Consider the following 22,663-nt stretch of genomic DNA (forward strand, 5'->3'; position numbering starts at 1 on the left):
TAATATTTTTATGTAGAAAAATATTTATATTTTTGGCTTAAGTTTTTTGAAATTTTTGTAAATGTCAATCAGTTGTAAATAAGTTTTGCAAGGTTAATATCAATTAAATTTGTTTTAAATCTTTAAAGGAGAAAGAATGAATCGACGAGAATTCATAAAGAGTGCCGCAGCTAGTGCTGCTTGCGCAAGTGCTGGTATAGCTGTGCCAAGCTCGCTAAGTGCAGCAAGCGAAGCAGAAAAAGGCTGGCGTTGGGACAAAGCTGCCTGTAGATTTTGCGGAACTGGATGTGGCATCATGGTTGCAACCAAAGAGGGCAAGATAGTAGCTGTAAAAGGTGACCCAGAAGCACCGGTAAACCGCGGTCTAAACTGTATCAAAGGCTATTTTAATGCTAAGATCATGTACGGCGAAGACAGGATCACTCATCCGCTTTTACGTGTAAACGAAAAAGGAGAATTTGACAAAAAAGGCAAATTTAAGCAAGTAAGCTGGAAACAAGCATTTGATGTCATGGAGGCTCAGTTTAGAAAAGCATATGATGAACTAGGACCTCATGGTATTGGAGTTTTAGGTTCTGGCCAATATACTATTCCAGAAGGTTACGCTGCTGTTAAGCTTATAAAAGGCGGCTTTAGAAGCAATAGCATCGATCCAAACGCAAGACACTGTATGGCAAGTGCAGTTGTTGGTTTCATGCAAACATTTGGTATAGACGAGCCATCAGGCTGTTTTGATGACATTGAGCTTACAGATACTATTGTGGCTTGGGGCGCAAATATGGCTGAGATGCACCCGATCCTTTGGGCGCGCGTAAGCGATAGAAAGCTTAGCGATCCTGATAGAGTAAAGGTTGTAAATTTAAGCACCTACTCAACTAGAACATCAAATTTAGCTGACATCGAGATCATCTTTGCTCCGTCATCTGACCTTGCTATCTGGAACTACATCGCTCGCGAGATAGTTTATAACCACCCAGAGATGATCGATGAAGAATTTGTTAAAAAGCACTGTGTATTTACAACCGGTCCAGCCGACATCGGATATGGTCTGCGCCCAGACATTCATCACAAAAAATATGCTCCAAGCGAGCTAGACACTGCTGCTACTGAGAAGTCAAAGGTACTAAGCGAGGCTGAGGGCGTTACGCTTTCTTATCTTGGACTAAAAGCTGGTGATACACTAGAAAATAAAAATGCTGCAAAAGCTGGTGCGCACTGGCAAATAACATTTGAAGAGTTTAAAAAAGCTCTTGCGCCTTACACACTTGACTTTACAGCAAAGGTGGCAAAAGGCGATCCTAACGAAGACATTAATGAGTTTAAAGCAAAACTAAAAGCACTTGCTGATCTTTATATAGAGAAAAACCGCAAAGTCGTAAGTTTTTGGACTATGGGCTTTAACCAACACCAACGTGGTACATGGGTAAATGAGCAAGCTTATATGGTTCACTTCTTGCTCGGCAAACAAGCACTTCCAGGTTCAGGAGCGTTTTCTCTAACTGGTCAACCAAGTGCGTGTGGTACAGCAAGAGAGGTTGGAACATTTGTTCACCGCTTGCCAGCTGACATGGTTATTGAGAATCCAAAACATAGAGAGATAACTGAAAAAATTTGGAAACTTCCTGCCGGAACACTAAGCGGTGTACTAGCTTCCCACTACGTAAAAATGATGCGTGATCTTGAAGATGGTAAGGTTAAATTTATCTGGGTTCAAGTAAACAACCCATGGCAAAATACTGCAAACGCAAACCACTGGATAAAAGCGGCTCGTGAGATGGATAACTTCATCGTTGTCAGTGATCCTTATCCAGGAATTTCTGCAAAAGTAGCCGACCTTATTCTTCCAACTGCAATGATCTATGAAAAATGGGGTGCTTACGGTAACGCTGAGAGAAGAACACAACACTGGAGACAGCAAGTACTTCCTGTTGGTGAAGCGATGCCTGATATTTGGCAAATGATGGAATTTAGCAAGCGCTTTAAGCTAAAAGATGTTTGGGGTGAGAAAAAAGTAAATGACAAAGTTACACTTCCAAATGTGCTCGATGCTGCAAAAGCTATGGGGTATAGCGAAGAAGATACGCTATTTGATGTACTTTTTGCTAACGAAGAGGCTAAGAAATTTAGTGCAAACGATCCGATCATGGAAAACTACGACAATACAGAAGTATTTGGCGATAGCAGAAAAGTGATCGGCTCAGATGGCAAAGAATTTAAAGGATATGGATTTTTCGTTCACAAATATCTTTGGGAAGAGTATAGAAAATTTGGCGTTGGACACGGCCACGACCTAGCAGATTTTGACACATACCATAAGGTAAGAGGTCTTAGATGGCCAGTAGTTGATGGTAAAGAGACTCAGTGGAGATTTAACACTAAATTTGACCCATATGCTAAAAAAGCTGCTCCAAATGAGAAATTTGCATTCTATGGCAACAAAAATGCAGCACTTCCAACAGGTGATCTAAAAGGTGTACAAAATAAAGAGAAAACTCCTCTTGCAAACAAGGCAAAAATTTTCTTCCGCCCTTATATGGATCCATGCGAGATGCCAAGCAAAGATTATCCATTCTGGTTATGTACTGGCCGTGTGCTAGAGCACTGGCATACAGGTACGATGACTATGCGTGTTCCTGAGCTTTATAGAGCGGTTCCAGAGGCGCTTTGCTACATGCATGAAGATGACGCTAAAAATCTTGGCGTAATGCAAAATGAGATCGTTTGGGTCGAATCACGCCGTGGTAAGGTAAAAGCAAGAGTAGATCTAAAAGGTAGAAATAAGCCGCCAGTAGGTCTTGTTTATGTGCCTTTCTTTGACGAAAACGTATATATAAACAAAGTATGTCTTGACGCTACTTGCCCGATCTCAAAAGAGACTGATTATAAAAAGTGTGCAGTTAAAATTTACAAAGCATAGGTGAGCGATATGGGATTTTCAAGTAGGCGAGAGGCTTTAAAATTTGGAGCAAAAGTAGCGCTTTTGGCTCTTGGTGGAGGCTTTGTTTGGTCGCTTAGTGCCAAAGCTTCGCCACTTATGCTTCTTAGGCCTCCTGGTGCAAAAGAAGAGAAGCAATTTTTACAAAGCTGCATTAGGTGTGGGCTTTGCGTAGAGGCTTGTCCATTTGATACGCTAAAGCTCTCATCGCTAGAGGATGGCATAAGTATTGGAACGCCTTATTTTGAGCCTAGAAAAATTCCTTGCTATATGTGTGAAAATATCCCTTGTGTGCCAGCCTGTCCGACTGGAGCTTTGGACGTAAATTTAGTAAGCACAAAAGGTAAGCTTGACATAAATAAGGCCAAAATGGGTGTTGCGGTGGTCGATATGAAAAACTGCGTGGCACACTGGGGCATACAGTGCGATGCTTGTTACAGGGCTTGTCCTCTTTTGGATAAAGCCTTGTATCTTGAGTATCGCCGCAACGAAAGGACGCAAAAGCATGCGTTTTTACTTCCAGTAGTCGATAGCGACATCTGTACCGGATGTGGTTTATGTGAGCGAGCCTGTATCACCAAAAAAGCAGCCATTACTGTGCTAAACCGTGACGCCGTACTTGGCAAAGTAGGCGATAACTACGTCAAAGGCTGGGTTAAAGAAGATGAAAGACGCATAGACGACGCAGACAGCAAAATAAAGCTTGACATTAAAAAAGCGACTGATTATCTAAATGGTGGCGAGCTATGAAATTTTTAATCTTAAGACGAATAACTCAAATTTCTATCCTAGCGCTATTTATCCTAGGAAATTTTTACGGAGTTAAGATACTTAGCGGAAATTTAAGCTCATCTTTGCTTTTTGGAAAAATTCCACTAAGCGATCCATTTGCTTTGGTTCAAATTTTACTTGCAAGCTTTAGTGCCGGCATAAATGCAATTATTGGAGCTGGCATTATCTTTGCATTTTACGCACTGGTTGCTCCAAGAGCGTTTTGTTCGTGGATATGCCCAATAAATTTACTAACCGATATCGCTTTTAAACTAAGAGAGAAATTTGGTTTTAAGGGCGAAAAGGTCTTAAATGTGAGTAAAAATTTACGTTATTACTTGCTGGCTCTTGCTCTTATATTAAGCCTTGCTTTATCTTATCCAGTATTTGAGAGCGTTAGCTATATTGGCATTATTCAGCGTGGCATTATTTACGGCTCAGCTAGTGCTTTAGGCATAGCGGTTGCGATCATTGCTTTTGATATGTTTGTATTAAAGCGTGGTATTTGCTCGCACGTTTGTCCACTTGGTGCCTTTTATGCCATCATCTCAAAATTTGCCCTAATTAAAGTAAAACATGATGCCCAGGCTTGCACAAAATGTATGAAATGCAAGCTTATTTGCCCAGAGGTGCAAGTGCTTGACATGATCGGTAAAGAGAGCCGCTCGGTTAGCTCAAGCGAGTGTATAAGCTGTGGCAGGTGCATTGATGTTTGTGGAGATGGGGCTTTGAAATTTAGTATTAGAAATTTAAGGAGAGAAAAATGAAAATAAAAATAATGATGCTTGGAGGATTGTGTGCTGCGTTTTTTGCGGCATGTACTTTTAATAATCCAAGTATTAGTGATTCGCAAATCGGCCTTAGAAATATCGATTTGCTAGACGATAAAGATGTTGTATTAAAAGATGTAAACTACACAAAAGAGCCAGCTGGTATGTCAAAGAAATTTGATAGGTCTTTTGAAAATGCACCGCCATTTATCCCACACGATACTGAGGGTTTAGTACCTATCACAAAAGATATGAATATGTGCGTAACCTGCCATATGCCAGAGTTTGCAAAAGATAGTGGAGCAACACCGATACCATCATCTCACTTTTATGATATAAGAAACAAAAAAGATCTTGCAGGCAAGCTTGATGATGAAAGATATAACTGCACAACATGCCACGTTGAGCAACAAACTGGCTTAACTCAGCTAGTCGGTAATAAATTTAAGCCTGACTTTAGAGATAAAAACGGTACTCATAAGTCAAACTTGCTAGATGTTTTAAACGATGGTGTTAAATAATGCAAAGCAGGCGAGAGCTTTTTAGTAAAATTTTGGGGGCAAAATCTGCTCCCAAATTTATAACTCCACCATTTTTTAGCGGTGAGTTTGACTGCGGTGGATGCGATGCTAGCTGTGCAAATGCTTGTGAAAAAGAGCTTCTTAGCTTTGAAAATGAGAGGGTAGTTTTTAAAGTTAAAAAGCTGGGCTGTGACTTTTGTGAAGAGTGCGCAAAGGCTTGTGAGAGTCTTGGTAAAAAGACATTAAGCCCAAATTCGCCAAAGAGTATAAATGCAAAAGTTAGCATCAATGTTTCTAGCTGTCTAGCATGGAACGATACGATCTGCTACAACTGCCTTGATGCTTGTAAATTTAAAGCAGTCGAATTTCTTGGCGTTTTTCGTCCTATTGTTAATCAAAACTGCGTAAGTTGCGGCGAGTGCTTTGATGTTTGCTTTAAAAATTCACTTCAAATGGAGGCCTTATGAGAGCTTTGTTTTTTATTTTTTATCTATTAAATTTTATCTTTGCAAGTGAGATCACCACTCCATATAAGCAAATAGAGGCTAGTGCAAATGTGCTAAGCACAACGCTAATAAATGGCAAACTCTTTATCGCGACTGATGGAGGGACGGTTGAAATTTATGATCCTAAAGAGTCTAAATTTGAAGAGATTATTAAGATGGATGATATAAAAACCTACGTTAGTGATCATGAAAGACCAAAAATTCTAAACGTTGATGAGTTAAACGGCAAGATACTCATCCTAAGCGAGGGTGACTATGCTACAAAGGTGCTTTATATAAGAGAAAATGGGCAGATGAAAAGCATAAAAATGGATAATCAAGCGATAAAAAAGGCATTGTTTTTAGATAATGAGCATGTTGCGCTTGCTTCAATCAGCAATGAAATTTACTTTTTAAACTTAAAAAGTGGCGAAATTTATGACAGCTTTAAAATTTCAATCGCAATGCTCTCAGATATGGAGATAAATGAAGACAGAAGCATGCTAGCTATCGCTTGTGAGAGCGGGAAGGTCTACTTTTATAATATAAAAGCTAAAAAAATGGATCAAATTTTAGATATTCATACAGACAATATCTACGACATCTCCTATAAAAATGGTGTCATGATCAGCGGAGGTACCGATAGGATCGTGGGTATATTCTCAGCTGGAAGCCTAAAAAAGATAAATACCGGATTTTTGGTCTATGGTGTCGGCCTTAGCGATGATGGTAGAGTAGCGGCCTATATGAGTGATGAGATGAGCGATGTAAATTTAGTTGATAGCAAAAGCTTAGAAAATATCGCAATGCTAAAAACTGGACAAAGTACGATAAACAGTATAGTTTTTATAAGCGACAATGAAGTCGTAACTTCAGCCTATGAGAATAAAATTTTGTTTTGGAGAATTAAATGAATATTTCAAGCTTAATAGTTTATACGGACAATAAAAATGAAAGTGTAAAAAATGAGATAAAAAAGCTAAAAGAGTGTGAAATAATAACTGACGCAGACGATAGAATCATAGTGGTAGTTAGCTCAGATAGCATTGAAGATGAGATAAAAAATTTTAAAAAGATAGAGGCTATCAGTGGAGTAGTGAGCGTTGCGATGGTTTATAGCTATCAAGAAGATGCCGAAGAAAATAGGAAAAAGCTAGAAGAAAATGGCAAGATAAGTGAAATTTTAACAAGTGATGAGGTAAAGGCTGAGGATATTACTTATGGCGGCAGCGTGCATCATAGAGTGAAATAGTAAAACTTAAATTTTTAGCTTTTGCATTATCATTAAAATTTATAGTGCAAAAGCCTAGTTTTCGTACAGATCTTCTTAATAAATTCATTGCTAGTACTGCTTATATTTAATTAATTTTGTTTGGCTTGTAGATTAAATTTATGTTCAAGGGTTAATAGATTTTGGGTGAAAAAATCACTCAGCGAGCATTAAAATCAAAAACATAACAAGTGAATTAATTTTAGTTTAGAAGATCTTGAGATGATGCTTGTATAAAGAATTCTAGTAGGCTAGTTTTGGCTTACTAAAATTTCTAGCCTAAGGTCTATCTTTGATCAAATTTAATAAATTTTCTCCAATGTTTTCATTTGTTAGATTTGAAATTTCTTTATAAAAATTTCCTTTTTTGTCTATTAAATATATTGAAGAGCTGTGGGCAACAGAGTAGCCCATGGCTGAGTTTTCAAGACGGACTTTTTGAAATTTTACACCATAGGTTTTTGCCACTTCTTTTAAGGCGTTTAGTTTTAATCCATCGGCATCTTTGTAGAAATTTTTTGCCATTAGAGTTAAATTTTCAGGAGTATCGCGTTCAGGATCAAGCGTAATAAAAAGTAGCTCAAAGTCATCTCTTTTTAGCTTGTTTAGCTCATCGCCAATCAAAGAGAGCGCAGTAGGGCAGACATCGGGGCAAAAAAGATAACCAAAATATATAACTTTGTACTTTCCGTCGTAATTTTTAAGACTTACTTCACCATTTTGTGAAAGTGCCTTAAAATCATACTTGTTTGGCTTTATTAGCAAAAGTGCAACACCTATACAAATTAAGATTATTATTAAGCCCCAAAATGCCTTTTTCATCGTTACCTTCTATAATTTTAGATCAAGATCTACAAAAAAACCAGTTTCTTTTTCGTCATCAAGCACTTTAAATCTATATCTCATAAGCTCGACAACACAAGCACTTAGTACTACTTGAGCAGTTAAGTTATCGCCTCTTGGCTCAAGTCTTGCTTTGATCGATCCCATATTCATATTTATGCCGTCTATCTCAAGACTAGGATTTTTTAGCCCTAAATTTTTACCGTTAATTATTTTAAAGCTAAAAGGCCTCATAGCATAAATAGGTCTTGGCGAGATATCTATTTTTAGCTTTACGCCTTTAAATTCCATCTCACAAGATTTATTGTTTAGATCACATTTTAAAGGATCTAGCGATGTGTTTACATCGGCAAATTCAGGCGGATCTTCCTTGCTTGTTGTCATAAGCTTATAGCCTATAGAAAAAGCACCTAAAACAATAAAGATAAATGAAAAAATAATTATGATTTTTTTCATTATTTAAAGTTTTTAGTTACTCCAATATTATCAAGCTTTATGCTCTCGCCATTGCTAAATTTTAGCTCTAAATCAACTTTATCACCATCTTTTAATGGTTTATTTAGATCCATAAGCATAATGTGTAAACCGCCAGGAGCTAGTTTTGTTTCGCCATTTTTTGGGATCACTGCATCTTCGATTTGAACCATAGCCATCATACCATCATTCATTTTGTGTGTATGAATTTCTGTACTTTTGCAAACGCTTGAATGAGCACCAATAAGCTTTACATCAGAATTTGAAGCATTTTTTATATCCATAAAAATTGCACTATTGTTTGTGCCAGGTTTTGTATCTCTAGCTCTAACATTTTCTAGGCTGATATCAGCCGCCATAAGAGCAGAAGCTGCAAGCATCGCACCAAAAACGAATTTCTTCATATTTTTCCTTTGTGATAAAATTAATAATGGTTTTCACATTATACATTTAGAACTACTTAATTTACCTTTAAAATCTAAAAATATAAATTTTTTAGGATATAATTACGGACTAAATTTTACTTTTTGGGATATTTCACTTGAAAAAAATTATATTTTTCTTCATCGCGTTATCGCCTTGTCTTTTTGCCCAAAATTACGAAGAAATTTACTTAAAAAATGGCTCAGCTGCTGTTATTGACGCCATCGAAAAAAATATTTTAAGTAAGGATTACTGGCTAAAAAAGCTTGAAGGCAAGGATGTAAGATATGGATATTATGACAATGAGATACTTCTAAGTGTAGTTGATAAAACTAAAAAGAAGCTTGAAGTGATCTCTTATAATGGTGGCATTACAAAAAAGCTTTTTAACTCAAGTGTTATAGTTGGCAAAAATGGCGATAAGCTTCTTGAAGGCGATCTAAAAACACCGGTTGGAGTGTATCAGCTTACACGTAGATTTACCCCAAATGATAGATATCTTGGCCCGCTTGCATTTTCGCTTTCGTATCCAAATTTGCTTGACAAACTTGCAAAGCGAAATGGCGGTGGCATTTGGATACATGGCTATCCACTTGATGGTCAAAGGACAGATGAGCTAAAAACAAAAGGCTGCGTGGCCATGCAAAATGATACTTTGATGAAATTTGATGATGTAGTGGATCACAAAAAAACACTTGCATTTATTTATGAAGATAAGCGTCCAGAAGCTAGTGCAAAAGATATTGCAGTGATCATTTCTGGACTTTTGGGCTGGAAAAAGACATGGAGCGAGAGCGACATTGAAAACTATCTTAAATTTTACGATAAAAACTTTGAGCGATACGATGGTATGAGCTTGGAAAAATTTAAAAGTATGAAGCGGGCTATTTTTTCTAAAAAAGAGAAAAAACGCATTAGTTTTTCAAATTTTCTCATCACGCCTTATCCAAATCTTAAAAACGATAGGCTTTTTCGTGTGAGTTTTTATGAGGATTATGTTTCAGATACACATAAATTTGCTGGGCAAAAGACGCTTTATGTGAAGCTTTATAACGATGATATGAAAATTTTTATAGAGGAGTAAAAGTGGAAAAATCTCAAGAAGTAAAAGAAAAAATCGAAAAAATTTTAGAGGCAAGAGCTGCTTTTTTTGCTGAGCTTGACCGCCAAGTTCCAAAGAAAAATGGCACTGATGTTTTTGATTTTAGCAAAGTAAAAGAGGCTGATCTGAAAGAAATTTACGCTAAATTTTATGCATTTGATTATAACGTAAGAAAACTTTTACCGGATGTTTATACTGCTTTTAATGTGAATTTTAATGTCTGAAATACGTCTGAATAAAGCTTCATATATTCATAACCTCACTCAAATTTGTGCTAAAGCTGGTGGCAAAGAGAAAGTAATAGTTGTATTAAAAGACAATGCTTATGGCCATGGCGCAAGGCTTATTGCAAATGAAGCTAAAAAATTTGGTATAGAAATTTGTGCTGTAAAAAGCGAGTTCGAGGCAGATGAAATTTCTGACATATTTGAAAATATTCTCATTCTCTCACATATCCCAACCGGAAATGAAAGTAGTAAATTTATCTATGCGATAAATGATACAGAGGCACTTTTGAAGATAAAAGATGGCTCAAAAATCAATCTTGCAATTGACACTGGTATGCATAGAAATGGGCTTGATATAAGCGAGCTTGATTACGCCTTTGAAATTTTAACAAGAAGGAATTTAGAGCTTCTTGGAGCTTATACACATTTTCGTGCAAGTGATGAGCTAAATGCTGATTATTTTGTGCAAAGGGAAAATTTTAGGGCTGCAAAAGAGAAAATTTTGGCTCTTTGCGATGAGTTTGGTATAAAAAAACCGATCTTTCACTCTCACAACTCAGCTGCGCTTGAAAGAGCAAGCAAAATCGATGATGATATGGTGCGTGTTGGCATCGCTCAGTATGGATATGCTCAGTTTGGTGATAGTTTGGGATTAAAGCCAGTACTTTCGCTATGGGCAAGAAGAGTTAGCAGGCGCATTTTAAAAAGTGGTCAAGGTGTTGGATATGGTGCTAAATTTAGCGCAAAAGAAGATATAAATGTAGCCACTTATGATCTTGGATATGGTGATGGATTGCTAAGATACAATGGATGTGGCGAGCTAAGACTTGCCAATAACGAGCCAATACTGGGCAAAATTTCTATGGATAGCTTTAGTTGTAAAGATAGCGGCGAGTGGGTCTGTGTCTTTGATGATGTAAATATTTGGGCAAATTTTTTTGATACGATAAGTTATGACATTTTAGTAAAACTCTCGCCAAACATTACTAGAAAATTTATATAAAGGCAATATGTGAAAAAGATTGTTTTATTAGCCCTTGCTAGCCTTGCTTTTGGTGTGCAAGAGAGCGAGTTTAAAGTTTATGAGCAGATACTAAATCAGCTTGACACTAAGCAGATCCCAGCTTTTATCGTCCAAACCGCAAAGCCAAATTTACCAAGTAGGGTTGATGAGATGATCACACTAAAAGATGTGAGTAGCATCGGGTTAAACATACATGGTGAGTTTGTTTTAAACGAGACCAAGACAAAGAGGATAAAAGGCTACAACAAAGCTCAAATTTTAGCTTTAAAAGATGAGTTTTATAAAAATGGAAAAGATGCGCTTTGCAACTCAGGTATGGCAAGAGCTGTGCTAAATCGTGGCATCACTCTAAGTGGTAGTTACGGCTTTGAGGGTAGGCATTTTTTTGATATAAATTTGGATAAAAGTAGTTGCGAGTAGTCATTTTTTTACTGTTTTTTTACTCGCTTGCCCTGGCTCTTACGCCAGATATGGCAGCGAAAAATCACGCAACTTACTACAAAAAAAAGCTCCCATTTATCTGCACGCCAACACTGACGCTTAATGATATTTTAAATGTTGGCAACACGCTCATTTATAGATATGCCATCAAACACGTAAGAAAGCAAGAGATCAAAAGGCTTGAAGAGAAAGAACTTTTGGAATTTATCGAAGCTATCAAAAAAGAGAATTTGCGAACTGCTTGCAAAGATAAAGAGATCTTAAATATGCTAAGCATCGGTGTTACATTGGATGAGCTTTTTTATTCAGAAAATGGTGAGCTGATCTTTGAGTACACTATAGAAGATCGTGACTGCAAGAAATTGCAGTGAAATTTGGGGTTAAATTTCGATTTTTTGGTTGTAAATTTGATCTTTTTCAAATTTTAAAATTTTATTTACTCACAAGAATCTGCTACTGATTTTAAGTCTCGAAAAGCTTGCCACTAAAATCAAATCCGAAATTACTCGCTCATAAAATTTAAAATTTCTTGTAAATATCTATATTTAAAGCCAAAAAGGTGGTAAAAAGAAGAAATTTAGCCCAAATTTTACTAAGGACTAAATTTTTACATGCCTCTTTTTATTTCTTGCTCAAGTCTTTCAAGCTCAGCGATCCTATCGCTAGTGTTTGGGTGCGTTCTAAAAAGTACGCCAAGCTTGTTAGTTAGCGAGCCAAATGGATTTACGATAAACATATGAGCACTTTGTTCGCTTGCGTTTTGCATAACGTAAGAATTTGAGTAGCTCTCAAGCTTTCTTAGAGCACTTGCAAGCCACTCTGGGTGTCCTGTTAGATAGGCTGCGCCTTTGTCCGCCTTGTACTCGCGCTCCCTTGAGATCGCCATTTGGATGATTGTAGCAGCTATTGGCATGAGTATAGCAAGTGCTAGCATAACGATGGCATTACCGCCACCTCTTCTTGAACTGCCACTCTGCCCAGCAATACCACCAATCTTAGCAAAATTTGCAAGCATTGCGATAGCACCAGCTAGTATGGCAGCAATTGAACCAGTTAGGATGTCGTAATGCCTTACGTGGCTTAGCTCGTGAGCTAGCACGCCCTCGATCTCGTTTTCATTTAAAATTTTTAAAAGTCCCTCGGTGACCGCGACAGCTGCGTGGCTTGGGTTTCTGCCTGTGGCAAAAGCATTTGGTACCTCTTCTGGTATGATGTAAATTTTTGGCATAGGCAAATTTGCCTTTTGTGTGAGGCGAGACACGATCTCGTAAAGCCCGTGAGCGTTACTCTCATCAACTGGGATAGCGTTATATCTTTTAAGCACTATAGTATCACTAAAAAAATATGAAAAGATATTTGTGCCAGCCGCTATCAAAAAGGCGATCATCATGCCATGCTCACCTCCAATATATCCGCCAACAGCGATAAAAATCAGCATTAAAGCAACCATTAAAAAAGCAGTTTTAAAAATTTCCATCTTTGTCCTTATTTTTTATAGCATTTGGCAAGATCGCAGCATCGATCGCAAATTTCGCAAGCTCGCAAAGGCTTGCTTCACTCTCTATCAAAACAGCTATAAGTGCGTCAAATAGATAACTCTCAGCTATCTTTGCTAGATCTTTTGCAATGTCAATATCTGCGATAATAAATTTTGCTCCAGCCGCGTTTGCGATAATGGCTTCATTTGCATTCGTCACAAAAACGCTAAAGCTTGCTCCAGTTTCTAACGCCCTTTTTATCAAATTTCTATCAAATTTAAAGAGATTTTGCCTGCCGTTTGAAATTTCATCTTCGCTTTTGCAAAGATATAATGGCTCAAATTTTATCAGCTCATCGCCTAAAATTTTCATCTCTCACCCTTTATGCACTCTTTGCAGATGTATTTTCCGTCTCTTAGCACCATTTGATCGATGTCGCTAAAGACACCGCATTTGCTGCACTCTTCGAAGTTGCTGGTGCTTATCTTGTCGCTATTTTTTCTATTTTTAAAAAATATGATGTAAATCGCAACCAAAATCGCTACAAAAAGCAAGTATTTCAATGTTTTTCTCCATGTTTTTTGAGATTAAAATATATGTAGTTTCTATTTCTTTCATTATAAATTTGCGCGTTGATGCCTGAAATTTCATCCATAACGCTTGAGCCCTTGTAGATGAGAAATTTAGTATTTTCATCATAAAATCCATCGCAAATTTTTATAAGATCTTTTGTCTTGCTAAGTGCTCTTGAGGTGATGAGATCAGCTATAAATTTATCTGCAAGCTCGATCTTTTGGCTATGAACTTCTAAATTTTGCAAGCCAAGCTCGATCTTAGCATAGCTTAGAAATGATGACTTTTTGGCTATCGGCTCAAAAAGGTGCCACTTCGTTTGCGGCATCGCAAGCGCTAAAAATATCGCTGGAAAGCCGGCCCCACTACCAACATCGATCGCCGTTTTGGCACTTAGGTCAAAAATTTCAAGCGGCTTTATGCTATCAAGCACCTGCTCGCTTATATCTTTATAGTTGCTTAAGCTATGAACTTTGTTAAATTTAGCAAAAATTTGAGCGTAAGCCTTTACTTTTTCGTTAAATTCAGCTGGCAAGCAGAGCTCATTTTTCATCACAAGATGTGCCCCATTTGCTCTTTTTTGACCTTTAAGTAGCCTTCGTTAAATTTATTTGGTTTGATGACGATAGGCACGCGTTTTACGATCTTTACTGAGCTTAGTCCGTGAAGCTTTAAAGGGTTATTTGTGAGTAAATTTACCTCTTTTATGCCGTAGTGATTTAGGATAAAATCAACCACTTCATAAGTCCTCTCATCGGCCTTAAAACCTAGCTGGTGATTGGCTTCTATCGTATCAAAGCCCTTGTCTTGGAGGCTATAAGCGTTTATCTTGTTTAAAAGCCCGATATTTCTGCCTTCTTGACGTAAGTAGATGACCATGCCGCCATTTTCTTCGATATATTTTAGGCTCGCTTCAAGCTGGTCGCGGCAGTCGCACTTTAGGCTCCCGATCGCATCGCCAGTTAGGCATTCGGAGTGAATTCTAAGATTTACCACTTCGCTTAGAGGCTCTTTGTAGATCACGAGGTGCTCTTTTGCCCCTTCTTTGAAGGCTTGAACCTTATAAGTGCCAAATCTTGAAGGTAGATTTGCAGCGTTTGAAATTTCTATTTTCATTTTAAATTTACTCCAACTGTGCTAAACTAGCTAAAAATCACGCATTTTAACAAAGAAAAGGCAAAAATATGTTTAAACGTTTTAGAAGATTAAGAATAAATCCAGCTTTGAGAGACATGGTGCGAGAGACTAGCCTTAGCGTAAATGACTTCATTTATCCACTCTTTGTAGTTGAGGGCAAAGGCGTTAAAAACGAGATCGCTTCGATGCCAGGCGTTTATCAAATGAGTATCGATGAAATTTTAAAAGAGTGTGAAGAGATAGTAAATTTAGGCATAAAATCGATCATTTTATTTGGCATACCAAGCCTAAAAGATAGCGTTGGCAGCGACGCACTAAGTAATGACGGCATTATCGCAACTGCGCTTAGAGCCATAAAAGATAAATTCCCAAATTTAGTAGTCGTCACTGATCTTTGCTTTTGTGAATACACAGACCACGGCCACTGCGGTATAATCGATCACGTACATAACACGATAGACAACGACGCAACACTTGAAATTTCAGCCAAACAAGCCTTGATACACGCTCAAAATGGCGCCGATATGATCGCACCAAGCGGTATGATGGATGGCATCATCGCAACGCTAAGAGAGACGCTTGATAGCAATGGCTTTGAGAATTTACCAGTGATGGCATACTCGACTAAATTTGCCTCAGCCTACTACGGACCATTTCGTGACGTGGCGCAAAGCGCACCAAGCTTTGGCGATAGAAAGAGCTACCAAATGGATAGCGCAAACCGCTTGGAGGCGATCAACGAGAGCTTGCAGGACGAGGCGCAAGGCGCTGATATCTTAATGGTAAAGCCAGCGCTTGCCTATCTTGACGTCGTTAGAGAGCTTAGAAATTTGACACTTCTGCCACTTTGCGTCTATAACGTAAGTGGCGAGTACGCACTGCTAAAAGCTGGCGCAAAAGCTGGCATCATCGACTACGAGCGCGTTATGATGGAGACTTTGATCGGCTTTAAAAGAGCAGGGGCAAATTTGATCATCACCTATCACGCAAAAGAAGCGGCTGAAATTTTAAGGGGCTAAGATGAGGCACTTTTTGACGCTAAATGACTTTAGCAAAGATGAAATCGAGCAGATGATAAATTTAGCCCGCAAGATCAAAAAAGAGGCGAAGGCTAGAGAATTTAAGCCATATCTCAAAGACCAAAAGCTTGCGATGATATTTGAAAAAAGCTCAACTAGAACTAGAGTGAGCTTTGATGTGGGCATGCATGAGCTTGGCGGATATGCGCTATTTTTAAGTAAAAATGATATACAAATAGGCCGCGGCGAGCCTATACGTGACACCGCTAGAGTTATAAGCAGGATGTGCGACATGGCTATGCTAAGGGTCGATAAGCATGAGACGCTAGAAGAATTTGTTAAATTTTCAAGCGTGCCAGTGATAAACGGACTAAGTGATAAATTTCACCCAGTGCAGCTAATGGCAGACTATCTAACTATGCTTGAATTTAGCGCAGGCGAGAAGGTCGCGTACGTAGGGGACGGCAACAACATGACTCACTCGTGGCTCATACTAGCAAGCAAACTTGGCCTTGAGCTAAGAGTTGCTACGCCAAAAGGCTACGAAGTGGATGCTGAAATTTTAAAAATAGCTAATGAAAACGCAAAAATTTCAGGTGCTAAAATTTTTATCACAAATGATATAAAAGAAGCGGTAAATGGTGCCGATGTAGTGACTACGGACACTTGGGTATCGATGGGGCAAGAGGCCGAGAAAGAAAAGAGGCTAAAAGACTTTGCTGGATACTGCGTGGATGAAAATTTGATGAGTTTAGCTAAAAAAGATGCGATATTTTTGCACTGCTTGCCAGCTTATAGAGGCTACGAGGTGAGCGAGGCAGTCTTTGAGAGACACGCAGATGAAATTTTTAGCGAGGCGGAAAATAGACTTCATGCCCAAAAAGGCGTGATGGTCTGGCTGGATGAGAGAAGAAGATGAGCAAAGAGAAAAATATATATGATGAGATAGATGAGATCGGTAGTAACCTTGGGCTGAGTAGCCCTGAAAAAACGATCTTTGAGATAGTTTCAACCAAAAATCCAAATGAGCATATTTTAAATTTAAAAAGTGGCTCTTGGGACTCAAAAGAGCCGTGGTTTGGCATTGACGAAAATCAAAATTTACACACAGTAATCTCTGTAAAATCGCTTTCTGCTTTGATTGAGGCCTTAAAAGAGTCGCAAAAAGAAAATTTTGATCTAAGGCTCGAAAAGACGATCTGGCAAAACATTCCGGTTGATTTTAGTGATGTTTGGGTAGTTGCTATGGATGAGATAAAAAAGATCGCAAGCAATAAAAAAAGTAGACAATTTAATATTGATCTTGACAAACTGGTAAAAAATATCAAAAAAGAGCACCCAAATTTATTTGTAGACATAAAAGAGGTGATTCAAATGGCAAGGAGTAGGGCAGATGATTGATTTTAGTGCTTATGTGAAGTATTCAAGGCCAGGGCCAAGATATACTAGCTATCCGACAGCACCAGAGTTTAGTGATAAATTTAGCTATGAAGCTTATATAAAAGAGCTTGAAAATCGTGATTTGAATCGACCGCTTTCGCTTTATTTACACTTGCCATTTTGCAGAAGTGCTTGTTATTTTTGTGGCTGTAATGTCATTTACACGAGCAAAGAGGATCGCAAAGAGAAATATATAAGATATATAGAAAAAGAGCTTGAAATTTTAGCTCGCCACCTGGATACTAGCGCTGAGGTCTTACAGATGCACTTTGGTGGCGGCACACCAACATTTTATAATGCCGAACAACTTGATGAGATCATCAAACTTATCAAAGCTAAATTTAAAAATTTCTCAAAAGAGGCTGAGATCAGCTGCGAGATAGACCCTAGATTTTTGACAAATGAGCAACTTGATGTGCTCATATCTCATGGCTTTAACCGCATAAGCTACGGTGTGCAGGACTTTGATGAGAAAGTGCAAAAAGAAATTCATAGAATTCAGCCCTATGAGATCACTCAAAATGCTGTAAAAATGGCTAGGCAAAAGGGTATAAAATCAATCAATATGGACCTGATCTATGGCCTACCGTATCAAAGTCTAGATAGTTTTAAAAAGACACTTGAGCTAGCCCTCACACTTGATCCTGACAGGCTTGCAGTCTTTAACTATGCTCATGTGCCATGGATAAAAAAATCAATGCGTAAATTTGATGAGACAACATTGCCAGATCCTGAAGTAAAGCTTGAGATTTTGAAATTTACAGCTGAGTTTTTAACTAAAAATGGCTATAAAATGATCGGAATGGATCATTTTGCAAAGCCAAATGATGAACTTTTTGGTGCTTTGGCAAATGGTACTTTGCATAGAAATTTTCAGGGTTACACAACAAAAGGTGGCGCTGACTTGATTGGTATTGGAGTGACCAGCATAGGCGAATGCAAAAGACACTACGCACAAAATCATAAAGATATGGATGAGTACGAAAAAGCAATTGATAGCGGAAAGCTGCCATATGCAAAGGGAATTTATCTAAGTGATGAAGACCTGCTTAGAAAGAATGTGATTATGAATCTAATGAGTAATTTTGGACTTAATATCAAGGCAGTTGAGGATGAATTTAATATAAATTTCTTTGAACACTTTAAGGAAGAGCTTGCGGAGCTTAAAAATTTAAATGAATTTGTCAATGTTACAGCAGATAAGATCAGCGTAAATGAAACTGGAACATTGATAATACGAAATATTGCAATGTGTTTTGATGAATATCTAAAGAAAATTCCCGAGAATTTAAGGCGTTTTTCTAAAACTATATAAAAATTATTTTTTTGTCATAAGATATTTAAAATGCATTTAATATTTCTTGGTGTATAATTCGTATCAAAATTTAAGTATAGACTTAATAATAAAATAAGGTAAAAGGATCTTAGTTATGAAAAAGATGTTAGCAATTAGTGCTTTGGCTGCAGCAACATTGCTGTCTGCTCAAGATGTCTCTTATAGGATTTTCCTGGCTTCATTTGCACAAGATGATAATCAGGCTAGAATTGATAGTGCTGTTAATAAAGTCAATAGCAAAATTTCTGATAGCAGACTAACTACAGGTATCTATGAGGTTGGTGGACGAAAATTTTTATATGTTGACACAGTTCCAGTTTCTGAAAATGAAGCTAATGAATTATTGACTAAAGTTCAAAATGAGTCAGGATATAAAGATGCTTTAATGAGAGCAAAAGCACCTGTAGCTGATGCTCAAACAACAAAAAAATCTAATATAGAACAAGCTATATCAACTGAAGTAAAACCAGTAGCACAAGTTGATGATGGAGTTTTGACTTTAGATCAAGTTATAAAGACTATTTTAAATGAAAACCCAAGTTTAAAAGCTACAGAATTTAACTATCTACAAGTTGGTAAAGATCTAAAAATAGCAAAAAATGCCTATTATCCAACACTTGACGCTGCTGCTAGAGTGGGATATGAGAAAAAACGCCTTGATGATGGAGTTTCTACAAGAAGAGGAGATGGAAGAATTTCTGGTACATCTCTAACTTTGGTTGAAAATCTATACAATGGTGGTGCTGATAAAAATAGAATAAATTCTCAAAGTGCAAGGCTTGATTCAGCTGCTTATTCAGTAGCACAAGCTGCAGATAGACTTACATTAAATGCTACAAATGCTTACTTACAAGTTCTTCAAACTAAAAGAATTTTAGACATTGAAGAAGAAAACGTAAAGAGTCATGAGGAAATTTATAGCCAAATTAAAGATAGAGCAAGATCAGGTTATGGCGTAGCTTCCGAAGAGAGACAAGCTGGATCGCGCTATACTCTAGCTCAATCAAACTATACAGCCGCTAAAAATAACTATGAAGATGCACTTTCTACATTTGAGAAATTATATGGAAAAAAAGTTGCAGCTAAAAATTTAGTAATGCCTGAGTTTAGCCTTCCTTTGCCTAGCACAAAAGAGGCTGTTTATAACAAAGCTATTCTTTGCAATCCGTCACTTTTGGTTCAAAAATCAAATATTGCTATGGCAGAATCAGTTGTAAAAGAGAAAAATGCGCCTTTCTTACCAAAATTAGATCTTGTTGTATCTGGTGCGTATGATCATTCAAATGTTTTATATGACAATTATGAAGAACAAACATTTGACGCACTTTTAAGACTAAACTATAACCTTTACAATAAAGGTAATGATAAACTAGATAAAGAAAAAAGCCAACTTGCTGTTCAACAAGAGCAACAAACTTTAGATAATCTTGTAAGAGAGCTTAAAGAGTCTTTGGAATTTTCATGGCAAAATTATGTTCTTAATCAAGAAAAAATAGGATATCTAAATCAACACGTTGAATATGCTAAAGCTACGCTTGATGCTTATCAGGATGAATTTAGAATTGGTCGTCGTGATCTTATAAACTTACTTGATGCTGAAAATGAATACAACTCTGCATTAAAAGAGATCGCTACAACTGAGACAGCACTATCTTATGCAAGATACAGACTGTTAGATAATATGGGAATGATCTCAGATAGCTTTGAACCAGGTTTTGCAAAGAGATACATTCAAGGTGCTTGCAGCATTCAAAACGATTTAAGATAAAAATGTAAAAAGTAATGACCATGAGGGTCAAGACAAATTTTTGGACGCTTATTGTAAGCGTCCTTTTTTTATTATTAGCAAGTGCTATTGGAGATTTTATAAAATCAACAACTATAGCAAAGGTAGCTAAAATTTATGGAGAAGATGCAAGAAGAAGGGCTTCTGCTCTAAATTCTTTAATGACTTCATTGCAGGATGCAACTGAACAAGAGAAATTAATAAAAGTAAATGACTTTTTTAACTCTTTTAGATGGGTTGATGATATGCAGCTTTGGCACAAAAAGGATTATTGGGCTACTAGAATGGAATTTATAGGAAAAGGTGCTGGCGACTGCGAAGACTACGTTATCGCAAAATATTTTACACTAAAGCAGCTAGGAATTCCAACTCAAAAATTATACTTTACATATGTTAAAGCCTTAAGATACAATCAAGCTCATATGGTTTTAGCATACTATGATACACCAAAATCTATTCCATTAATTTTAGATAACATAAATGGTAAAATAAAAATCGCAACTCAAAGAACAGACCTTGTTCCAGTTTATAGTTTTAACGGTGATTCGCTATACTTGGCAAAACAAGAAGGTCTTGGTCAAGCAATACCAGGTGGAAATAAAAAACAAAATCCTAAGTGGATGGAACTAATAGATAGGATAGGAAAAGAGGATTTATGACGCTATTTAAACAAATTATGATCGCCGTGATAACTTTTGGTATCATGATTTTTATGGCTGTTGGCTACTTAAATTTTAAGAGCCTAAATGGATATATTAATGACCAGCTTGGTGAAAACGCAAGACATACAGCAAATTCGCTTGGACTTGCTTTAAAGCCTATTATCGATCCAGATGACATGTCCTTGGCTCAAACAATGATAAATTCTATGTTTGACAGCGGTAGATACAAGCTTATCAAGCTTGAAGATGTTGATGGCAAGGTTCTTATTGAAAATTCTCAACAAACTGTTGTTAAAGATATTCCTGAATGGTTTTACAAAATAGCCAAGTTCGAAGCGCCAATAGCAGATAGCGAGATTATGACTGGCTGGGCAAAATTTGGTACGCTTTATGTTCAAGGTAGCACAGCGCTAGCCTATAATGAGCTTTATACCAACTCAAAAAATATTTTTAATTTTCTTCTTCTAATGATAATTGTCACTCTTGTGGTGGCATATTTCGCTTTAAAAGCTATTTTTAGACCGCTTATGAAGGTCCAAGATCAGGCTGAAGCCATACTTGATAATAAATTTATCATTCAAAAAAGAATTCCATTTACAGCCGATCTTAAAAAAATGGTTCTAGCTATGAACTCTATGGTTAGCAAGGTAAAAGACATTTTTGAGAGAGAGGCGGCCACACTTAGTAAGTATCAAGAACTTTTATATAAAGATACAATGAGTGGTGCTAATAACAGAAGATTTTTTCAAACTAAATTTAGTGAGTATCTAGCTAGTGAAGAATATTCAAGTGGTGTTGCTTTACTTGTTAGTTTTAAAGATCTAATAAATTTAAAAAGTACGCTTGGCTTTGAAAAATGGCAAAGCATTGTAATGAAAATAGCTCAAATTTTACAAGAAAAATCAATTCATAATGATAAAAATGCGATTATTGCAAGGCTTAACGATAATGATTTCATTGTACTTTCGTATGGTAGAAATTCATCAAATTTTTTGGCTCTATGTGATGAAATTATGAACGAGTTTAAAAAGCTTTATGCAAATTTTGCACTAAATGATAGCGAGTATCCAGTAAATGCTGCGATAGTAGAGTATTCACCAAATTCTGATATTAAGACACTTCTTACTTCAGCTGATGTTACATTGGCTAGCTCAAGACTTGCTGGTAGCTTTACATATAAGGTATTTAATGAAAATCAAAATACTTTAGTGATTGGTAAAGAGAAGTATAAAGAGCTTATTTTTGACTCAATAAAAGAGGATGAATTTAAATTCGCAGCTCAAAAAGTGATTGATCTTAATTCAAATTTTGAGCAGTATGAGCTTTATTTGAGGCTTGTTGATAAAGATGGTGTATGGCGTATGGCCTCATATTTCATGCCGATGGTAAATGAGCTAAATTTAGGTGCGATGCTTGATCTTCATATCTTAAATAGGGTAGCCAGAATTTTACCGGAGAATATCTTACCAAGTGGCAACTTGGCCATAAATTTGGGAAAAGAGATATTAAATTCAGATGAAAATTTTTCAAAACTTGAAGCTACACTTAAAAAGATAAGTCAGATTTCGAAATATAAAAACTATATAGAAATTCCAAATAAAGACGATATTAGCATAGAAAGTATAGTTAAGCTTACTAAAAAATTAAAAGAACTTGGCTTTGGATTTGGTTTTGACCACTTCGAGCTTAACGCAAAAGGTATTGAGAAACTAAAAGAATTTAACCCTGATTATGTAAAAATTCAGTCAAATGTCTTGATTGACTTCTTAAGTGATAAGTCAGGAGTAAACACAAAACAATCACTTGATGTTGTTTTAAGTTCAAAAGACATCATTTTGATTGCAATCGGCGTTGAAGGCGAAGAGCAGAAGAAAAAGTTAATCGATCTTGGCATTAAAAATATGCAAGGAATTTATATAGATGAAATTAAGAACATTGGATGATAG

General features: G+C 36.9%; 27 protein-coding genes. 19 read left to right on the top strand and 8 right to left on the bottom strand.

Going from position 1 to position 22,663, the window contains the following annotated elements; translation table 11 throughout:
* Positions 1-136 precede the first annotated feature (136 nt).
* Genes napA through CYP28_RS03460 form a run of 7 tightly spaced genes read left to right on the top strand, consistent with a single transcriptional unit; the run spans position 137 to position 6,734 of the window.
* Positions 137-2,917, top strand: a complete 2,781-nt coding sequence (gene napA / locus CYP28_RS03430) for a nitrate reductase catalytic subunit NapA (protein ID WP_103593093.1) — start codon at positions 137-139, stop codon at positions 2,915-2,917.
* Positions 2,918-2,926: 9 nt separating this feature from the next.
* Positions 2,927-3,685: a ferredoxin-type protein NapG gene (napG, locus tag CYP28_RS03435; RefSeq protein WP_087586007.1), complete on the top strand. Its 759-nt coding sequence runs from the start codon at positions 2,927-2,929 to the stop codon at positions 3,683-3,685.
* Positions 3,682-4,473, top strand: a complete 792-nt coding sequence (napH, locus tag CYP28_RS03440) for a quinol dehydrogenase ferredoxin subunit NapH (RefSeq protein WP_103593094.1) — start codon at positions 3,682-3,684, stop codon at positions 4,471-4,473. The genes napG and napH overlap by 4 nt, the downstream gene beginning before the upstream one ends.
* A complete protein-coding gene (locus tag CYP28_RS03445) occupies positions 4,470-4,997 on the top strand; it encodes a nitrate reductase cytochrome c-type subunit (protein WP_103593095.1) in 528 nt (175 codons plus the stop codon). Before napH ends, CYP28_RS03445 begins: the two co-directional genes overlap by 4 nt.
* Positions 4,997-5,464, top strand: coding sequence for a 4Fe-4S ferredoxin (locus CYP28_RS03450; RefSeq protein ID WP_103593096.1), 468 nt, complete (start codon positions 4,997-4,999; stop codon positions 5,462-5,464). The genes CYP28_RS03445 and CYP28_RS03450 overlap by 1 nt, the downstream gene beginning before the upstream one ends.
* A complete protein-coding gene (locus CYP28_RS03455; RefSeq protein WP_103593097.1) occupies positions 5,461-6,396 on the top strand; it encodes a WD40 repeat domain-containing protein in 936 nt (311 codons plus the stop codon). Before CYP28_RS03450 ends, CYP28_RS03455 begins: the two co-directional genes overlap by 4 nt.
* Positions 6,393-6,734: a chaperone NapD gene (locus CYP28_RS03460; RefSeq protein ID WP_103593098.1), complete on the top strand. Its 342-nt coding sequence runs from the start codon at positions 6,393-6,395 to the stop codon at positions 6,732-6,734. Before CYP28_RS03455 ends, CYP28_RS03460 begins: the two co-directional genes overlap by 4 nt.
* Positions 6,735-7,031: 297 nt before the next feature.
* Here the strand turns inward: CYP28_RS03460 and CYP28_RS03465 are convergent, their stop codons facing one another.
* The 3 genes from CYP28_RS03465 to CYP28_RS03475 form a co-directional block, all read right to left on the bottom strand.
* A complete protein-coding gene (locus CYP28_RS03465) occupies positions 7,032-7,574 on the bottom strand; it encodes an SCO family protein (protein WP_054196383.1) in 543 nt (180 codons plus the stop codon).
* 9 nt (positions 7,575-7,583) lie between these two features.
* Complete coding sequence (locus CYP28_RS03470; protein ID WP_021090968.1) at positions 7,584-7,979, bottom strand: hypothetical protein; 396 nt, start codon at positions 7,977-7,979, stop codon at positions 7,584-7,586.
* Between the two features lie 71 nt (positions 7,980-8,050).
* Positions 8,051-8,473 carry a copper chaperone PCu(A)C gene (locus CYP28_RS03475; protein WP_103593099.1) on the bottom strand — a complete coding sequence of 141 codons (423 nt, stop codon included), beginning with the start codon at positions 8,471-8,473 and terminating at the stop codon, positions 8,051-8,053.
* Between the two features lie 137 nt (positions 8,474-8,610).
* Between CYP28_RS03475 and CYP28_RS03480 the strand changes: the two genes are divergently transcribed.
* Genes CYP28_RS03480 through CYP28_RS03500 form a run of 5 tightly spaced genes read left to right on the top strand, consistent with a single transcriptional unit; the run spans position 8,611 to position 11,657 of the window.
* Positions 8,611-9,576, top strand: a complete 966-nt coding sequence (locus CYP28_RS03480) for a L,D-transpeptidase family protein (protein WP_103593100.1) — start codon at positions 8,611-8,613, stop codon at positions 9,574-9,576.
* 2 nt (positions 9,577-9,578) lie between these two features.
* Positions 9,579-9,818: a CmeU family protein gene (gene cmeU, locus CYP28_RS03485; protein WP_087576821.1), complete on the top strand. Its 240-nt coding sequence runs from the start codon at positions 9,579-9,581 to the stop codon at positions 9,816-9,818.
* Positions 9,811-10,824 carry an alanine racemase gene (locus tag CYP28_RS03490; RefSeq protein ID WP_103593101.1) on the top strand — a complete coding sequence of 338 codons (1,014 nt, stop codon included), beginning with the start codon at positions 9,811-9,813 and terminating at the stop codon, positions 10,822-10,824. The genes cmeU and CYP28_RS03490 overlap by 8 nt, the downstream gene beginning before the upstream one ends.
* A 9-nt stretch (positions 10,825-10,833) precedes the next feature.
* On the top strand, positions 10,834-11,265 hold the full coding sequence (locus tag CYP28_RS03495) for a peptide deformylase (RefSeq protein ID WP_103593102.1): 432 nt from the start codon (positions 10,834-10,836) through the stop codon (positions 11,263-11,265).
* On the top strand, positions 11,256-11,657 hold the full coding sequence (locus tag CYP28_RS03500; protein ID WP_103593103.1) for a flagellar protein FlaH: 402 nt from the start codon (positions 11,256-11,258) through the stop codon (positions 11,655-11,657). The genes CYP28_RS03495 and CYP28_RS03500 overlap by 10 nt, the downstream gene beginning before the upstream one ends.
* 236 nt (positions 11,658-11,893) lie before the next feature.
* Here the strand turns inward: CYP28_RS03500 and htpX are convergent, their stop codons facing one another.
* Genes htpX through ribA form a run of 5 tightly spaced genes read right to left on the bottom strand, consistent with a single transcriptional unit; the run spans position 11,894 to position 14,453 of the window.
* Complete coding sequence (gene htpX / locus CYP28_RS03505; protein ID WP_103593104.1) at positions 11,894-12,763, bottom strand: zinc metalloprotease HtpX; 870 nt, start codon at positions 12,761-12,763, stop codon at positions 11,894-11,896.
* Positions 12,750-13,136: a hypothetical protein gene (locus tag CYP28_RS03510; RefSeq protein WP_103593105.1), complete on the bottom strand. Its 387-nt coding sequence runs from the start codon at positions 13,134-13,136 to the stop codon at positions 12,750-12,752. The genes htpX and CYP28_RS03510 overlap by 14 nt, the downstream gene beginning before the upstream one ends.
* On the bottom strand, positions 13,133-13,327 hold the full coding sequence (locus CYP28_RS03515; protein ID WP_084108385.1) for a hypothetical protein: 195 nt from the start codon (positions 13,325-13,327) through the stop codon (positions 13,133-13,135). Before CYP28_RS03515 ends, CYP28_RS03510 begins: the two co-directional genes overlap by 4 nt.
* Complete coding sequence (gene rsmG / locus CYP28_RS03520) at positions 13,324-13,890, bottom strand: 16S rRNA (guanine(527)-N(7))-methyltransferase RsmG (protein WP_103593106.1); 567 nt, start codon at positions 13,888-13,890, stop codon at positions 13,324-13,326. Before rsmG ends, CYP28_RS03515 begins: the two co-directional genes overlap by 4 nt.
* A complete protein-coding gene (ribA, locus tag CYP28_RS03525; RefSeq protein WP_012001491.1) occupies positions 13,890-14,453 on the bottom strand; it encodes a GTP cyclohydrolase II in 564 nt (187 codons plus the stop codon). Before ribA ends, rsmG begins: the two co-directional genes overlap by 1 nt.
* A 68-nt stretch (positions 14,454-14,521) precedes the next feature.
* Between ribA and hemB the strand changes: the two genes are divergently transcribed.
* The 7 genes from hemB (at position 14,522) to CYP28_RS03560 (ending at position 22,660) form a co-directional block, all read left to right on the top strand.
* Entirely contained in the window at positions 14,522-15,493 is a 972-nt protein-coding gene (gene hemB, locus CYP28_RS03530; RefSeq protein ID WP_103593107.1) for a porphobilinogen synthase, read from the top strand.
* A 1-nt stretch (position 15,494) separates the two neighbouring features.
* Positions 15,495-16,412 (top strand): ornithine carbamoyltransferase, encoded by a 918-nt coding sequence (gene argF, locus CYP28_RS03535; RefSeq protein WP_103593108.1) that lies wholly within the window; start codon positions 15,495-15,497, stop codon positions 16,410-16,412.
* Positions 16,409-16,894 carry a DUF2603 domain-containing protein gene (locus CYP28_RS03540; protein WP_103593109.1) on the top strand — a complete coding sequence of 162 codons (486 nt, stop codon included), beginning with the start codon at positions 16,409-16,411 and terminating at the stop codon, positions 16,892-16,894. The genes argF and CYP28_RS03540 overlap by 4 nt, the downstream gene beginning before the upstream one ends.
* Positions 16,887-18,248: an oxygen-independent coproporphyrinogen III oxidase gene (hemN, locus tag CYP28_RS03545; RefSeq protein WP_103593110.1), complete on the top strand. Its 1,362-nt coding sequence runs from the start codon at positions 16,887-16,889 to the stop codon at positions 18,246-18,248. The genes CYP28_RS03540 and hemN overlap by 8 nt, the downstream gene beginning before the upstream one ends.
* Positions 18,249-18,363: 115 nt before the next feature.
* Positions 18,364-20,037, top strand: coding sequence for a TolC family outer membrane protein (locus CYP28_RS03550; RefSeq protein ID WP_103593111.1), 1,674 nt, complete (start codon positions 18,364-18,366; stop codon positions 20,035-20,037).
* 20 nt (positions 20,038-20,057) lie between these two features.
* Positions 20,058-20,714 (top strand): transglutaminase-like cysteine peptidase, encoded by a 657-nt coding sequence (locus tag CYP28_RS03555; RefSeq protein ID WP_054196396.1) that lies wholly within the window; start codon positions 20,058-20,060, stop codon positions 20,712-20,714.
* A complete protein-coding gene (locus CYP28_RS03560; protein ID WP_103593112.1) occupies positions 20,711-22,660 on the top strand; it encodes a bifunctional diguanylate cyclase/phosphodiesterase in 1,950 nt (649 codons plus the stop codon). Before CYP28_RS03555 ends, CYP28_RS03560 begins: the two co-directional genes overlap by 4 nt.
* Positions 22,661-22,663: the final 3 nt, after the last annotated feature.

The organism is Campylobacter concisus (assembly GCF_002914195.1).
In the GTDB taxonomy this organism is placed as follows: Bacteria; Campylobacterota; Campylobacteria; order Campylobacterales; family Campylobacteraceae; genus Campylobacter_A; species Campylobacter_A concisus_M.